The organism is Lentzea sp. NPDC102401, assembly GCF_044765805.1.
GTDB classification, from domain to species: domain Bacteria; phylum Actinomycetota; class Actinomycetes; order Mycobacteriales; family Pseudonocardiaceae; genus Lentzea; species Lentzea sokolovensis.
Map to the genome: position 1 here is coordinate 514,943 of NZ_JBIWKS010000004.1, position 14,864 is coordinate 529,806.

Sequence of the window (14,864 nt, forward strand, 5' to 3'; positions counted from 1 at the left end):
CCGTGTGCATGGCGACGCTAATCAAGAAAACTTCAGCGGAGACCCTACGAAAGAAGGAAAAACATCAGTGTTCCCATACTCCGGGAACAACAATCACGTCGGCTTCGACCGGATTGTCCAGCGTTGGTCCGGTTCCAAAAGCGACGAACGCGACCGCGGCCCCACGTGAGGCCAAATCGCACGCACCCTCGTGGCCGACTTCGGTGCCAGAGCGCAGAAGCGGTCCGACGGCGTCGATCGCCTCCGGCGTCCCGATCACGAACGCCGCCCGCCGGATCTCCGCCTCCGCACGGGGCGTGCGTTCCTCGGCGGAGCCGGGACCGAGCCCGACCAGCGCGAGCCGGCCACGCGGCAGCACCCGTGCCGCGGCCACGGTCACGTTGTCCCGCTTGAACTTCTCGGCCGCCAGCTCGATCCGACCACCGTGACCGATGCTGCGCGCGCCCCGCAACGCGGCCGCCTCCGCGACACTCGCCGTGCCCATCGAGTTGCGCACCACCGAGCTCGGGTTCGGCACGCCGATCTCGGCGAGCTCCTCGGTCGGGAACGTCAGCAGCTCGGCGGTGTCGCCGTGCCAGAAACCCCAGTCCTCCACGGCGTCCACGATGCCGGGTTCGTCCGCCTTGGCGTCCGCCGTCGCGAATGCCTTGATGGCGCGCAGATCCAGACCACCGTGGGTGTCCAGTTCCGACAGTGCGGCACCCACGCTCGTGGCCGACGCACCGCGCGTCGAGCCGACACCGACGACGAGCGTGCGCGGCACGATCCGCAGCACGTTGTCCTTAGTCGCCGCGGCCCGGTCGTCGATGACGATCACCCACGTCGCGTCCTCACCACCCGCCACGACGTTGGGCGGCAGCGCGGGCAGCGGGAAGTTCAACGGGTTGCGCAGCACGACCTTCTCGCCCGCGTCGATGGCGGCGGTGCAGGCCTCGACGTCGCCGTCCGCGGTGGCGTCGAGCTGCTCGACCAGTTCGTCCAGCACCGAGTCGATGGACGGGCCGCTGGTCACCACGGCGGTGCGGTTCAGCAGGTCCGCGACGTGGCGGGCGAACACGTCCACGTCACCGGCCAGCGCGACGACGAAGTGCTCGTCCACGCACACCACGGCGGGGTCGGATCGCCTGTCCCGCAACAAGGGAGCGATCAACCGGACGGCGGTGGCCGCGTCCAGGAACAGCACGACCGCGCCCAGCCGGGACCAGAGGCCGCGGACGGCGGGCTTGACGGGACCGTCGGGGACAACGGCGTCGGCACCGAGCAGACCGGCCAGATCTGCGGCGTCACCGCGGTGGGCGGCGCCGGCGAACACCCCGATCACTTCTTGGTTCCCCACAGCACGGTCACCGGCACGGCCGGCGCGAACCCGGAGTCCAGCAGGCGCGAGGCCGTCCAGTGCACACCTTCGACCTCGTATCCCGCGGCCTGCAACGCGTCGCGCGCGGGCACGATCTCGTCCACGCTCTCCGTCGCGACGACGACGCGCTTGGCCGAGGCCGCCGCGCTCGCCTTGACCGCGCTCAGATTGCCGCGGCCGACGAACACGGCGTCCGGGCGCGGCAACGAGGGCGCGTCCAGTTCGGTTTCCTCGACGCGGACGTCGACGCCGTGCGCGGACGCGTTCGCGATGATGCGCACGCACTGCACGGGATCCGGCTCGACCGCGATGACCGCGGCGCCCAGCCGGGCGCACTCGACGCCGACCGCGCCGGAACCCGCGAGCACGTCCCACACCAGCACGCCGGGACGGGGGGCGAGGCGGGCCAGCACGAACGCGCGGACCTCGGCGCCGAGCACGTGCGTGCGGCTCCCGAAGGCGTCGTCCGGCAACGCCCAGCCGTCGGTCGCGCGGAGGAACTCGTTGTCCGCCAGGCACAACACGGCGTCCGGCGCGGTCCAGCGCCTCGTCACCGCGTCGCGCGGGTCCACAGTGGTCAGTTCGCCCGAGTCCTGCACGATCAGGGATCGCCGCCAGCCGGCGAGGCCCGCGCCGATCTCGGCGGGCCCGATGCCGGCGGCCAGCTTGACGAGCACGGCGGAGCGGGCGCGGCACACGTTCAGCGCGGGGCGCAGGCCGTCCGCCGCGTCGACGATCTCGACGGGGCGGCCCGCCGCCTCCAGCAGCTTCTCGACCGACATCAGTTGCCGGCGGTGCGCTTGGGCTTACGGGCGGACGGCCGCTTCTTGGGAGTGGCCGTCGAAGCGCGGACCGTCGGCGGCTTCGGCTTCTCCGCCGCGACCACCACCAGCTTCGGCTTCGGCGCGGGCTCCTCGGCGGGCTTGCGCACGGACTGTTGTATTTCCTCCACCGCCGTCCACGCCGGGTTCGGCTCGGCGACGGGAGCGGTGGCGGGAGCGGGCGCGGACGTGGGAATCGGTTCGTCCACGCGGGTCGCGATGCGCGAGGCGGCGCGGCGGGACCAGCGAGTGGGACGGGCGGCGCGCAGCGGCTCGTCCACCGACGTCGTCGCCGACGCCGAGACACGACGCGTGGGCGCCTTCACCGCGGTACCGACGAGGAACAGCGTCGGGCGGTACAGCTTGTGCTGCTTCACCACCGACTCCAGCTCGCCGACCGTGGTGTGCACGATCAGTTCGTCGGCCTGGCTCACCTTGTACGCGACCACGACCGGCGTGGCCTCGGAGTACCCGCCCTGCAGCAGCTTCTCCACGAACTGGCCGACGCGCGCGCCCGAGACGGTTGCGGCCATCGTGGTCTGCAGCGCGGCGAACTCGCTCACGAGCTCGCTGCTCTCCGGCGAGATCAGCACGGTGGACGACGCCTCGGTCAGCGTCAGCTCGCGGCCGATCTTCGCGGCAGCGGCGGCGACGACGGACACGCCCGGCACGACCTCGACCTCGAGGCCGAGACGCACGCACAGGTCGTGCTGCTCCTGGACGCCACCACCGGTCGCGGCATCGCCCGAGTGCAGGCGCACGACGACCTGACGCGACGCGGCGGCACGGCGGTACACGTCCGTGATCTCCTCCGGCGTGACGCGCGAGAAGTCGACCAGTTCGGCGTCGGCGCGGGCGTGCTCGCGGACGCACTCGGCGTCCACCGCCGTGGGCGCCCAGATGACGACGTCGGCTTCCGCGATGCGGCGCGCGCCTCGGAGAGTGATGAGGTCGGCGGCACCGGGACCGGCGCCGACGAAGGAGACCCGACCGGTCGTCGTCACGACAGCTCCACAGGGGGTTTCGGGGAGAGACTTAAGCGATGACCGTACCGTCTGCCACTCCTGCCACGAACGGGTGGCAGGCCCGCACGAATCGGGCTACCGCCTCCGGATCACCGGCGGGGTGCGTGTGCAGGTACGACGCGTGCACGCCGCCCACCACGAAGCCCTCGGCGACGGGCCGTGAGTCGACACCGCGCCAGTGCCACGCGGGCGGGGTGGAGTGCGGTGTGGACAGCTGGGTCCGGTGGAACTCGTGGCCGGTCACGCGGCTGCCCGGCGGGTGCAGCGGTGAGCTCGCGGAGGCCACCGCGTCCCGATAACCGAGGGTCAGCTTCGGGGTCATGAACCCCTCGGCGTCGAGCACGCCGCACATCGGGTGCCCGTCCAGTGATCTCGCGAGGTACAGCAACCCTCCGCACTCGGCGTGGACCGGCGCACCCGAACGAGCGAACCGGGCCACTGCCTCGCGCAACTTCGCGTTGCCGGACAAAGCTTCCGCGTGTTGCTCCGGAAATCCGCCGGGCAGGACGAGGCCCGCCGTGCCCTCCGGAAGGTCTTCGTCGTGCAGCGGATCGACGACGGCGACGGCCGCTCCCGCCGCCTTCAACACCTCGACGTGCTCGGCGTAGCCGAACGTGAACGCCGCTCCGCCCGCCACGGCGACCACCGGTTCGTTCGCGACGCGGTCGACCTGGGGTTCCCACGCGGCGACGGCCATCGCGGGCACCGACGAGGCCAGCCTGCGCACCGCGTCGAGATCGACGTGCTTGCCCACCGCGGCGGCGATCGCGTCGACCGCGGCGACGGCCTCCGGACCGTGCTCCGCCGCCGTCACGAGCCCCAAATGCCGTGAGGGCAAGGAGAACTGCGGATCGCGCGGCAGCACGCCGAGCACGTCGAGGCCGACCTCATCGCACGCCGACCGGAGCACCTGCTCGTGCCGTTCCGAGCCGACCTGGTTGAGGATCACGCCGCCGAGCCGGACCGTCGGGTCGTAGCCGCGGAACCCGTGCAGCAGCGCGGCGAGCGACCTGCTTTGCCCGCGTGCGTCCACGACGAACAGCACGGGTGCGTTGATCAGCTTCGCGACGTGCGCGGTCGAGCCGATGCCCGCGGTGTCGATGCGGCCGTCGAACAGGCCCATCACGCCCTCGACCACGGCGATGTCGCAGCCCTTGGAGCCGTGCGCGAACAGGCCGGGGATCCGGTGCTCGCCGACCATCACGGGGTCGAGGTTGCGGCCCGGCCTGTTCGTGGCGAGCGAGTGGTAGCCGGGGTCGATGTAGTCGGGTCCCACCTTGAACGGCGCGACCCGCGACCCGGCCTGGCGCAACGCGGCCATCAGGCCCGTCGCCACGGTGGTCTTGCCGCTGCCCGAGGCCGGGGCCGCGACGACCAGCCTGTTCACCACTCGATCCCCCGCTGACCCTTCTGCCCGGCGTCCATCGGGTGCTTGACCTTGGTCATCTCCACCACGAGGTCGGCGGCGTCGATCAGCTTCTGCGGCGCGTACCGGCCGGTGATGACGACGTGCTGGTGGCCGGGCCGGTTCGCCAGGGTCTCCACGACCTCGTCGACGTCGATCCAGCCCCAGTGCAGCGGGTAGGTGAACTCGTCGAGCACGTAGAAGCCGTGGCGTTCGGCGTTGATCCGGCGCTGGATCTCGTGCCAGCCCTCGAGCGCGACCGTGGCGTGGTCGTCCTCGGTGCCCTGCTTGCGGGTCCAGGACCAGCCCTCGCCCATCTTGTGCCACTCGACCGCGCCGCCCTCGCCGGTCTCGTCGTGCAGCCGGCCGAGCGCCTTGAACGCGGACTCCTCGCCGACCTTCCACTTGGCGGACTTCACGAACTGGAACACGCCGATGTCCCAGCCCTGGTTCCAGCCGCGCAGCGCCATGCCGAACGCCGACGTCGACTTCCCCTTCATCTCACCGGTGTGCAGCATCAGCAACGGCCGATTGCGGCGCTGGCGGGTGGTCAGGCCGTCCTTCGGCACCTCGGTGGGTTGTCCTTGGGGCACTGGGTTTCTCCTTGCTCGTCGGTCGCCGGGAAGCGAACTCACGCGGCCCGGACGACGCCGGCGAGGTGGTCGGCGCTGAGCTGGTCGAGCTTCACGCAGGTGCCCTGCAACGCCTCGGCGATCTTCTGCGCGAGGCCCAGGCGGACGTGGCCCTGTTCGCAGTCGACGACCACGACGGCGGTCTTCTCCAGCAGCGTGGCGGCCTTGAGCGCGTCCTTGGTCGGGTCGCCGCCCAGGCCGGACGACGTCGCGCGGCCGTCCGTGAGCAGCACGACGAGCGGGCGTTTCTGCGGGTCGCGCATCCGTTCGATCTCCAGGACGCGGTGGGCCTTCATCAGGCCGTCCGCGAGCGGGGTCCGGCCCCCGGTGCGCATCTTCTTGAGCCTGGCGGCCGCCGCGTCCACGGAAGTCGTCGGAGGCAGGGCGACTTCGGCCTGGGTGCCGCGGAACGTCACCACGCCGACCTTGTCCCGGCGCTGGTAGGCGTCGCGCAGCAACGAGATCACCGCGCCGCTGACGGCCGACATCCGCTTCTGCGCCGCCATCGAGCCGGAGGCGTCGACGACGAACAGGACGAGGTTCGACTCCTTGCCCTCCCGGACCGCCTTGCGCAGGTCGGAGGCGGTGAGCAGCAGCCCGGCACCACTGCGGCCACGCGCTCGCTGGTGCGGCGCGGCGTTCGTGAGCGTGTCGACCAGATGCAGTCCGTTGCCGTCCACTTTGGACGAACGGACGATCCGGCCGGTGCGGGCGCGGGCCCGGGACCGCTTGCCGGGCGCGCCTTCCCCGACTCCGGGAACCTCCAGCAGCCGCGCCTTGAACGCGGGCGAGGGCTCCGGTGCCGGACGGTCGCCGGGCGCGTTCCCGTTGCCCTTCGGGCCTTCCTGCGGCTCGGGCAGCTCGCCGCCGCCGGGACCGTCGTCGTCCGGGCCCTCGTCCGGCTCTTCCGCGTGCTCGGCTGCCTGGCGCATCGCGTCTTCGAGCTGCTGCTCCTCGATGCCGGGCTCGTCGAACGGGTCGCGGCGGCGCCGGTGCGGCAGGGCCAGCCGGACCGCGGTCTCGACGTCGTTCTCCTCGACGCTTTCCGCACCTCGCCACGCCGCGTGGGCGGTGGCGGCACGGGCGACGACGAGGTCCGCGCGCATGCCGTCGACCTCGAAAGCCGCGCAGACGGCGGCGATCCGGCGCAACTCACTGTCCGGAAGGGACACTCGCGGCAGCTTCCGCTGGGCGTCGGCGATCTGCTGCTTGAGCTTCGCGTCCTCCGCCTCCCACTTCGCCGCGAACGTCACGGGGTCGGCCTCGTAGGCGAGCCGGCGCCGGATCACCTCGGTGCGCACGCTCACGTCCCGCGCTGCCTTCACCGCCACGGTCAGCCCGAACCGGTCGAGCAGCTGCGGCCGAAGCTCGCCCTCCTCGGGGTTCATGGTGCCGACCAGCAGGAACTGCGACGGGTGCGAGACCGACACACCCTCGCGTTCCACGTGCGCGCGCCCCATCGCGGCGGCGTCGAGCAGCAGGTCGACCAGGTGGTCGTGCAGCAGGTTGACCTCGTCGACGTAGAGCACGCCCCGGTGCGCCGCGGCCAGCAGCCCCGGCTGGAACGCGCGCACGCCCTCGGTCAGCGCCTTCTCCAGGTCGAGCGACCCGACCAGCCGGTCCTCGGTGGCGCCGACGGGCAGTTCGACGAGCTTGGCCGGCCGCCGTTCGACGCCGTCGTGGGGCGCGTCGGGGCAGTCGGTGCTGCCGGGCACGCAGCCGAACCGGCAGCCCTTCGACACGTCCAACTCGGGCAGCAACGCGGCCAGGGCACGCACGATGGTCGACTTCGCGGTCCCCTTCTCACCGCGGACGAGAACGCCGCCGATGCCGGGATGTACGGCGTTCAGCAGCAGGGCAAGCCGGAGATCGTCATGGCCGACGACAGCCGAAAAGGGGAACATGCTCGGCGAAGTCCTTCCTCGGGTGTCCACGCCCGCGGTCGGTGATCAAGAGGGGAACGAGTTCCTGACTCCCGGTTCTCTCACTACCGGTCACAGTCGCGGGACGGCGCCGGATTCGCACCGGCTTCCTCGCACTCCCCTCACAGCCCCGGCATCGTCGCATTTCGCACCGCCGGGTCCAACAGCCAGGTGAGCGACGTCGCCCTAGATCAGGCTCTGGAACACCGCCCAGGCCTCCCGCACCTCGTCCGCCGTCCACTCCAGCGCGGGCTCGGCGATCGTGATCTCGTTCTTCGCGAGCAGGCCGTCCCGCCAGAAGTTGCCGAGGAACTTGCCGCTCACCTCGGTCAGCCGCTTCGGGTCGCCGGGCAGGTGCAGCGCGAACTGGTGCGTGTGCGGTTCGGGCAGGCCCATGGCGGAGGCCACGACCTTGGCGTGCTCGACGTAGGTGCCCAGCCGGGGCAGCACCGTGTCCAGGCCGTGCAACGCGGACAGGGCGGCCGGCCACTGCTGGAACAGCATGCCGCCGTACCGGTGCCGCCACACCCGTGCCTGGTCGACGAAGTCCTGGGTGCCGGCGAGCGCCGCGCCGGAGATGCCTTCGAGGGACTTGTAGAACGACACGTAGACCGAGTCGAACAGGCCCGCGATCTCGGGCAGCGGCTTGCCCAGGCCGAACGTGCTCTCCCACAGCCTGGCGCCGTCGAGGTGCACGACCGCGTCCCGTTCCCGTGCAAGATCCACGAGCGAGGTCAGCTCGTCCCAGGTCGGCAGGACGAAACCGGCCTCGCGGTCCGGCACCTCCAGCAGCAGCGTCCCGTACGGCTCCGGGCAGGTGGCGACCCGAGAGTTCGCGACCTTGATCGGACGCAGACCGGACAGCACGGTCAGTGCGTCGTCCTCGTGGTTCAACGGGTGAGCCTGCGGGTGCATCGCGACGATCGGGTTGTGCGTGCGGTCGGCCCAGCACCGCAGCGCGATCTGCTGCGCCATGGTCCCGGTCGGCACGAACAGCGCGGCCTCGGTGCCCAGGAGCTGTGCGACCCGCGTCTCCAGCGCGCCCACCGGGCCGCCGTCGCCGTAGCGGTCGGGGTCGACGTCCGGCACCGGGCCGAGCCTCTCCAGCAGCGTCTTCTTGCGGGTTCCGGAGAGCTGTCGGTTCATCACCCGGGCATCAAACCTCAGCGGCGAGCGTGTCCGCGAGCGAGATAACGCCCGCCCGGATCTCGGTGGCCGTCATGCCCTGGGCCAGCAGGAACTCGATGTGCTCGCCCCGCAGCACGGCCAGCACGGTGTGGGCCTTGAACGTCGAGCCGACCAACCTGGCCAGCCGCTCGACGGTGATCCGGAAGTTGCCCTCGCAGCTGCGGACCGTCGTCCGTTCCACGGCGATGACCAGCGGCAACGACGCCAGCACGTGGTCGAACAGCGTGCCGGCGAACTCTCCGGCGGAGCGGCACTCCAACGACGCCGTCCGGATCCAGGAGGCGGCCGTCTCGTCGACCACGGCCCTGACCAGGCCCGCCTTGTCGCCGAACCGCCGGAACACGGTGCCCTTGCCGACACCTGCCGCCGAGGCCACGTCCTCCACCGACACGGCGTCGATGCCGCGCTCGCCGATCAGCCTGGTGGCGGCGGCCAGGATCGCGGCCCGGTTGCGGGCGGCATCGGCACGTTCCAACGAACTCTCCCTTGACACAAGCGGACCGGCAGTCCGTATTCTAGCAACCGGACCAGCGGTCCGCTTATTCAGGGGAGGCAGCGAATGAAGGCAGTGCGGTTCCACGAGTTCGGCGGACCCGAGGTGCTGAAGGTCGAGGAGGTGCCGGACCCGGCCGGCGACACGCTCGTCGACGTCACCGCGATCGGGCTCAACTACGGCGAGACGGTCATCCGCCGGGGCAAGGGCAGGGAGCTGTTCCCCTGGTATCCAGGGCCAAGCCTGCCGGTCATCCTCGGCTCGGAAGTCGTTGGCACCACCAGAGAAGGCCGACGGGTAATGGGCGTGCCACGCGACGGCGCCTACGCCACGAAGGCCGTCGTCGAGCACCCGATCGACGTCCCAGACGGCGTGAGCGACCACGAGGCCCTCGCCCTGCTGCTGCAGGGCACCACGGCGGTCGCGGCGGCCAAGGCGGCCCGTATCCGGCCGGGCGACCGGGTTCTCGTGGAGGCGGCGTCCGGCGGTGTCGGCAGTCTGCTCGTGCAGCTCGCGGAACGGGCGGGCGCGACCGTGCTCGCGGCGTCCAGCAAGGGCGGCATCGGCTACGACTGGGACGGACTCGAACCGGTCGACGTCGTCTTCGAGTCCATCGGCGGCAAGGTCGGCAAGAGCGCGTTCGAGCTGCTCGAGGACGGTGTCGGCCGCATGGTCGTGTTCGGCTACGCGAGCGGCGAACCGCTGGACGTCACGGCGAGCGACATCTTCCGCAAGGGCGTCGCGGTCATGGGTCTGCCCCGCGACACCACGCCGGAAGAGGTGTTCGGGCTACAACTCAAGCCGAACCTCGGCGACGTCTACCGGCTCGACGAGATCGCCGAAGCCCACCGAGCACTCGAAGCCCGCACCACGGCGGGCAAGCTCATCGCGCGACCGTGACCGATCGGGGCGCCCGGAACGACAGCAGCTGAAGCCACTCCGGCTCCGAGCCGTCCAGCCGCAGCGACGGTTCGTGCTCGGCCACCGTCCGCAACGTCACCGCGGCCTCCAACCGTGCCAGCCCGGCGCCGAGGCAGAAGTGGCGGCCGTAGCCGAACGCCAGGTGCCGGGGATCGGTCTCCTTGCCGCTCAACAACAACACGAGCTCCGCACCGGCGGGCACGTGCACACCGGACAGCACGACGTCACGCGCGGTCAGCCGCCGCCACGTCACCACGGGCGTCTCGGTCCGCAGCACGTCCTCGACGAAGGCCTCGGCCACACCAGGCGAACCCAGGCGCGCCCACAACGCGCGGTCCTGCAACGCACGGCGCAACGCCGTGGACAACAACTGGGTCGTCGTCTCCTGGCCCGCGATCAGCAGGAAGTAGCAAAGACCGGCGGAGTCCTCAGCGGACACTCCGGCATCGGCCAGCGCGCAGAACAGCTCGCCGTCGCGGGCGTGGTAGCGCTTGATCAGCCACTGGTGGAAGTCGCCGACGTCGTCGACCAGCTCCAGCTGCCGTTCACGCGAGAGGTCGCCCCAGAAGAACTCCAGCGACCCGGAGCTCCAGCGCTTCAACGTCGGGATGTCGACGTTCTCCAGCCCGAGCAGGTCCATCAGCACGATCGCCGGGAGGTCCCACGCGAGCGAGCGCACGAGATCCGTACCACCCAGCCGTTCCAAAACCAGGGACCGGATGCGAGGCTCCGCAGCGGCAACGCGAGCCGGAGTGAAGAACGACGCGACGAGGCGGCGCAACTGAGCGTGCGAGTCGGAGCCGTTGTTCGCCAAGGTCGGCGGCAGGGAGAAGCGGGCGCGAACCAGGGAACGCAACGCGGCCGTGCCCACCGGAGTCACGGCGGTCAGCGCGTTGTCGGGCAGGTAGGTGACCGGATCGGCCAGCACGGCGCGGACGTCGTCGTAGGCCGACACCACCCAGCGGCCGCCGAGGAACTGCACCGGCGAGGTGAGTTCGGCGCGCGTGAAGGTGAACAGGTCCACGAGCGGCACGCTAGCGGGCGGATGGGAGACTCAGGCGGTGACCGTGAGCACAACTGAGGCGATTTCCAGTGGTGGTGAGTCGACGTTCGACTGGATCGACGTCCGCTCTGAAGCGCGAGCCAAGGCTGGTCTGAGCCGGCGACTGCGGCCGCGCACGTCGGACTCGACGGACCTCGACCTCGCGAGCAACGACTACCTGGGGCTCGCCAAGGACAAGCGTGTCGCGGGTGCCGCGGCCGCCGCCACGCTGAAGTGGGGCTCCGGTTCGACGGGATCGCGCCTGGTCACGGGCTCGACGGAGCTGCACGCCGAGCTGGAGTTCGAGCTCGCGAACTTCTGCGGCTCGCAGTCCGCGCTGGTGTTCAGCAGCGGGTACATGGCGAACCTCGCCGCGGTGACGGCGCTGACGGGCCCCGGCACGGCGATCGTCGCGGACCAGCACATCCACGCGTCGCTGATCGACGGCACGCGCCTGTCGAAGGCCGATGTCGTGGTCGCGGACCACTGCGACGTCGGCAAGGTCCGGCACGCGCTGGAGACGCGCGGCAAGCGGCGCGCGATCGTCGTCACGGACTCGGTGTTCAGCGTCGACGGCGACATCGCCCCGCTGAACGAGCTGCACGAGGCCTGCCGCGCGACCGGTGCGGCGCTGGTCGTGGACGACGCGCACGGACTCGGTGTCGTCGGACCCGGTGGCCGGGGCGCGGTCGCCGAGGCGGGCATCATCAAGGCGCCGGACGTGATCACCACGCTGACGCTGAGCAAGTCGCTGGGTGCGCAGGGCGGTGCGGTCCTCGGCCCGAGCCGGGTGATCAAGCACCTGATCGACACCGCGCGCCCGTTCATCTTCGACACCGGTCTCGCGCCCAGCAGCGTGGCGGCGGCCCTCACGGCGATCAAGATCCTGCGCGAGGAGCCTGACCGTCCCGAACGGGCGCTGACGGTGGCGCACGACCTGAGCAACCGCCTGAAGGAAGCCGGTTTCCAGGTCAGCACGCCGACCGCGGCCGTGGTGAGCGTGCGCGCGCCGTCCCCCGAGCAGGCGTTCCAATGGGCCGAGACCTGCCGCGCGAGCGGTGTCGTCGTCGGCTGCTTCCGGCCGCCGTCGGTGCCGGACCAGATCAGCAGGCTGCGGCTCACCGCGCGCGCCGATCTGACCGAGGCCGACATCGAGCGCGCGGTGCGCGTGATCAGGGAGAGCGCCGCATCCGCAGGTGCGGAATCCCGTCCTCGATGAACTCGGCGCCCTCGGCGACGAACCCGAACGACGCGTAGAAGTCGGCGACGTACGTCTGCGCGTCGAGCACTGACGGCGCGGTGCCGATGTCCACGAGCGCGGCCTGCATGAGGCGACGGCTGTAGCCGCGGCCACGGGCCATGCGCGCGGTGGCGACGCGTCCGACGCGGAACGTGCCGTCTGCCTCTTCGAGCAGTCGCAGGTACGCGAGCGGCTCGTGCGATCCCTCGGACTCCAGCCAGAAATGCCGTGTGCCCTGGTCGAGATCGCGACCGTCGACGTCCGCGTAGACGCAGTTCTGCTCCACGACGAAAACGTCCTGGCGCAACCGCAAGATCGCGTAGAGCTGGGTGGGGCTCAGGTCGAGTCCCCACTGACGGCGCAGGGTGGCCGGAAACTGTGTGGTTCGCACCTGGTCGTGGATATCAGAAGCCCAGCGTCTGCCGGTAGTGAGCGAGCCGGGTGTAGACACCAGGTTCATCTGCGCGTGCGCAGCCGCGGCCGAACGACACGACGCCCGCGAGCCTGCCGCGCACCACGAGCGGGCCGCCCGAGTCGCCCGTGCAGGCGTCCCGGCCACCTCGCCCGGCGCACAGCATCGCGCCCGGCCGGTAGTCGGGCTCCTTCAGCAGGCACTCGGAGTCGGACAGGATCGGCACCGTCACCTTGCGCAGCGACATGGCGGGCGGGGTGTTCTCGGCGGTGCGGCCCCAGCCGAGCACCACGCCGTCGTCACCGACCTCGCCGAGCGCGATCGTCCGGTACGGCACCGGGTTCGCGAGCGTCAGGACCGCCACGTCGTCGCCCTTGGTGACCTCGACGTAGTCGGGGTGCCGCCACACGCCCGCGACCACCGCGTCGACGCCCTCGGCCTTGTTCCGCAGGTCGGTGCGGCCGGCGACCACCCGCAACTGCTCGGCGGGGCGCTGGTTCTTGCCGAACACACCCTTGAGCGTCACGCAGTGCGCGGCCGTCATGACCTTGTCCGGGGCGACGAGCGCGCCACCGCAGATCAGCTGACCGTCCGTGGTGGTGATGGCCACAACCCACGGGGTGTCGGCCACCCGCGCGGGTGTCCCCCCAACGATCGCATCAGCGGACGAACCACCGCTGACCAGCGCGATCACCGCTACCAGCACGGCACACCGCTTACCCCTCACGGACCACTCCTCGTTGCGCCAGGTGGACGATCGGTCACCAACGGTAGCGATCGCGCTAAGGCGACGTCAAAACCGGAGATTCTCGTGTTAATGTCCCATCAGGCCGGAGATTTTGCGGTCTATGATTTAGATCACGGGGGTATGTACGGTGTTGTTCGACTTCGGCCAGGTTCCGGCCTTTCTCATCGCGTGCGCGGTCGTCATCGTGACCCCCGGTGTCGACGCGTTCCTGCTGCTGCGCACGTCACTGCGGTCGGGCACCCGCGCCGGACTGCTCGCGCTGGGCGGCATCCACACGGCCGCGGCGGTCCAGGTCGCACTGGTGATCTCGGGTCTCGGAGTGGTGCTCGCGCAGTACCCGATGGTGCTCACGGCGCTGCGCTGGATCGGCGCCGGCTACCTGCTCTACCTGGCGATTTCCATCACGCGCGGCCTGATCAGGCGCTCCGGCGGCGAGCCGGAGGAGGTCATGAGCACGCGGCCGTTCCGACAGGGCTTCCTGACCAACATCACGAACCCGAAGATGATCCTGTTCTCGCTCGCGTTCCTGCCACAGTTCATCGGATCGGGTGAACCGGCGCCTCAGCTCGCGATGCTCGCCGTCGTGTTCCTCGGACTGGCGGCGGTGTGGGAGCTGATGATCGTGCTGGCGGCCTCGCGCGTGGCCGGGAAGCTCAAGCGACCCGGTGTGACGACCGCGCTCGACGCTGTCTGCGCGGCCGTCTTCCTCACCATGTCGGTCGGTCTGGTCCTCTAGTCAGCTCACGCGAGGTGCAGGTACCACCTCTGCACCTGCGCGTACCGGCCGGGAGGATCCTTCTGGAACAGGGTCAGGCCTCCGGAGCTGGGCGTGAGGTAGTCACCGTTGCCCACGTTGCGGACCAGGTGACCACCGAACAGGTCAGGTCCCTCCAGCCGCCACTGCTGCGCCGGATCGGCCGCGGCGCAGTTGCCCGTCAGGTCGACGAACCTCGTGTCCGGCCTGGAACGAAGACAGACGTCGCCTGCCCGCAGCTGGAACGCGCCGCCGGCGAGCTCCACCCGCTGGTACGGCGATCCGGGGCACGGCCCCATGCCGGCCCCTTGGGCGCAGTGGTCGGTCAGCTCGACGGCCCACCACCTGGAGTTCTCCAGGGTGACCACGGCACCGGTGGTGTCCGGCAACGGCGGCGCCGTGCCGGCCTCGGTCACGACCCACCGCTGGTGGTCGCTGTCCTGCGACGAGTCCGGGATGATCTTGAGATCGAACTCGTCGTACCAGGTCGTGTCGGCGTAGCCCGGCCAGGTCGCGGCCTTGAGCTTCGTGGCGCCGGACGCGTCGGTGACGAACTCCCACCGCTGGTAGCCGTCGGCCTCGTCGCACGCTTCGGTGACGAAGGAACGTTCCCCGTCGACGCACCACCGGTCGGCGATGTTGCGCAGGTGGAACTGCCCGTTCGGCAGGCCGACCTTCTCCCACCGCTGGGTCGAGGCGCCGGTGCAGTCGGCCATCTCGACCTGGAAGTAGTCACTCCTGGCCGATGTCATGCACTGGTTCCGTGCGACGTTCTTCAGTTCGACGATCGGGTTCCCGGCGGGCTCGGCGCTCGCGGGAACTGTGGTCATTGCCCCCAGGGTGAGCGCGGCCGCGATGGCGGCGACGACACCCAACGATCTTCCACTCATGCCCCTGCACGCTA

15 protein-coding genes and 1 riboswitch are annotated in these 14,864 nt (G+C 70.7%); of the genes, 3 read left to right on the top strand and 12 right to left on the bottom strand.

Annotated features, from left to right (window positions below):
* Window positions 1-64 precede the first annotated feature (64 nt).
* From ACIRG5_RS17540 to ACIRG5_RS17575, 8 genes are all read right to left on the bottom strand, one after another.
* Window positions 65-1,336: a cobalamin biosynthesis protein gene (locus ACIRG5_RS17540; RefSeq protein ID WP_402905719.1), complete on the bottom strand. Its 1,272-nt coding sequence runs from the start codon at window positions 1,334-1,336 to the stop codon at window positions 65-67.
* Entirely contained in the window at window positions 1,318-2,139 is an 822-nt protein-coding gene (locus ACIRG5_RS17545; protein ID WP_402905721.1) for a hypothetical protein, read from the bottom strand. The genes ACIRG5_RS17540 and ACIRG5_RS17545 overlap by 19 nt, the downstream gene beginning before the upstream one ends.
* Window positions 2,139-3,182 carry a cobalt-precorrin-4/precorrin-4 C(11)-methyltransferase gene (locus ACIRG5_RS17550; RefSeq protein WP_402905723.1) on the bottom strand — a complete coding sequence of 348 codons (1,044 nt, stop codon included), beginning with the start codon at window positions 3,180-3,182 and terminating at the stop codon, window positions 2,139-2,141. Before ACIRG5_RS17550 ends, ACIRG5_RS17545 begins: the two co-directional genes overlap by 1 nt.
* Before the next feature lie 31 nt (window positions 3,183-3,213).
* The gene (locus tag ACIRG5_RS17555; protein ID WP_330273185.1) at window positions 3,214-4,593 is read right to left on the bottom strand and encodes a cobyrinate a,c-diamide synthase; all 1,380 of its coding nucleotides are present in this window, start codon (window positions 4,591-4,593) and stop codon (window positions 3,214-3,216) included.
* The gene (gene cobO, locus ACIRG5_RS17560; RefSeq protein ID WP_402905725.1) at window positions 4,587-5,201 is read right to left on the bottom strand and encodes a cob(I)yrinic acid a,c-diamide adenosyltransferase; all 615 of its coding nucleotides are present in this window, start codon (window positions 5,199-5,201) and stop codon (window positions 4,587-4,589) included. Before cobO ends, ACIRG5_RS17555 begins: the two co-directional genes overlap by 7 nt.
* A gap of 38 nt (window positions 5,202-5,239) precedes the next feature.
* Window positions 5,240-7,144: a putative cobaltochelatase gene (locus tag ACIRG5_RS17565; protein WP_402905727.1), complete on the bottom strand. Its 1,905-nt coding sequence runs from the start codon at window positions 7,142-7,144 to the stop codon at window positions 5,240-5,242.
* Window positions 7,145-7,181: 37 nt separating this feature from the next.
* A riboswitch (cobalamin riboswitch) is annotated at window positions 7,182-7,318 on the bottom strand.
* Between the two features lie 30 nt (window positions 7,319-7,348).
* Window positions 7,349-8,308, bottom strand: a complete 960-nt coding sequence (locus tag ACIRG5_RS17570; protein ID WP_402905729.1) for a threonine aldolase family protein — start codon at window positions 8,306-8,308, stop codon at window positions 7,349-7,351.
* A 10-nt stretch (window positions 8,309-8,318) separates the two neighbouring features.
* Complete coding sequence (locus tag ACIRG5_RS17575) at window positions 8,319-8,825, bottom strand: helix-turn-helix domain-containing protein (RefSeq protein WP_402905731.1); 507 nt, start codon at window positions 8,823-8,825, stop codon at window positions 8,319-8,321.
* Between the two features lie 84 nt (window positions 8,826-8,909).
* Between ACIRG5_RS17575 and ACIRG5_RS17580 the strand changes: the two genes are divergently transcribed.
* Window positions 8,910-9,743 (top strand): zinc-binding alcohol dehydrogenase family protein, encoded by an 834-nt coding sequence (locus tag ACIRG5_RS17580; protein WP_402905733.1) that lies wholly within the window; start codon window positions 8,910-8,912, stop codon window positions 9,741-9,743.
* Here the strand turns inward: ACIRG5_RS17580 and ACIRG5_RS17585 are convergent.
* Complete coding sequence (locus ACIRG5_RS17585) at window positions 9,727-10,788, bottom strand: hypothetical protein (protein WP_402905735.1); 1,062 nt, start codon at window positions 10,786-10,788, stop codon at window positions 9,727-9,729. The genes ACIRG5_RS17580 and ACIRG5_RS17585 overlap by 17 nt on opposite strands.
* 43 nt (window positions 10,789-10,831) lie before the next feature.
* Between ACIRG5_RS17585 and ACIRG5_RS17590 the strand changes: the two genes are divergently transcribed.
* Window positions 10,832-12,025: an 8-amino-7-oxononanoate synthase gene (locus tag ACIRG5_RS17590; protein ID WP_402905737.1), complete on the top strand. Its 1,194-nt coding sequence runs from the start codon at window positions 10,832-10,834 to the stop codon at window positions 12,023-12,025.
* Here ACIRG5_RS17590 and ACIRG5_RS17595 read toward each other — a convergent pair.
* Entirely contained in the window at window positions 11,979-12,437 is a 459-nt protein-coding gene (locus ACIRG5_RS17595) for a GNAT family N-acetyltransferase (RefSeq protein ID WP_360048207.1), read from the bottom strand. The genes ACIRG5_RS17590 and ACIRG5_RS17595 overlap by 47 nt on opposite strands.
* Window positions 12,438-12,450: 13 nt before the next feature.
* On the bottom strand, window positions 12,451-13,185 hold the full coding sequence (locus ACIRG5_RS17600; RefSeq protein ID WP_402905739.1) for a serine protease: 735 nt from the start codon (window positions 13,183-13,185) through the stop codon (window positions 12,451-12,453).
* Window positions 13,186-13,333: 148 nt separating this feature from the next.
* Here ACIRG5_RS17600 and ACIRG5_RS17605 point away from each other — a divergent pair, with 148 nt between their 5' ends.
* Complete coding sequence (locus tag ACIRG5_RS17605; protein WP_402905741.1) at window positions 13,334-13,942, top strand: LysE family translocator; 609 nt, start codon at window positions 13,334-13,336, stop codon at window positions 13,940-13,942.
* Window positions 13,943-13,947: 5 nt separating this feature from the next.
* On the opposite strand, the gene ACIRG5_RS17610 is transcribed toward ACIRG5_RS17605, so the two are convergent.
* Window positions 13,948-14,850 (bottom strand): ricin-type beta-trefoil lectin domain protein, encoded by a 903-nt coding sequence (locus ACIRG5_RS17610; RefSeq protein WP_402905742.1) that lies wholly within the window; start codon window positions 14,848-14,850, stop codon window positions 13,948-13,950.
* Between the last annotated feature and the right edge of the window lie 14 nt (window positions 14,851-14,864).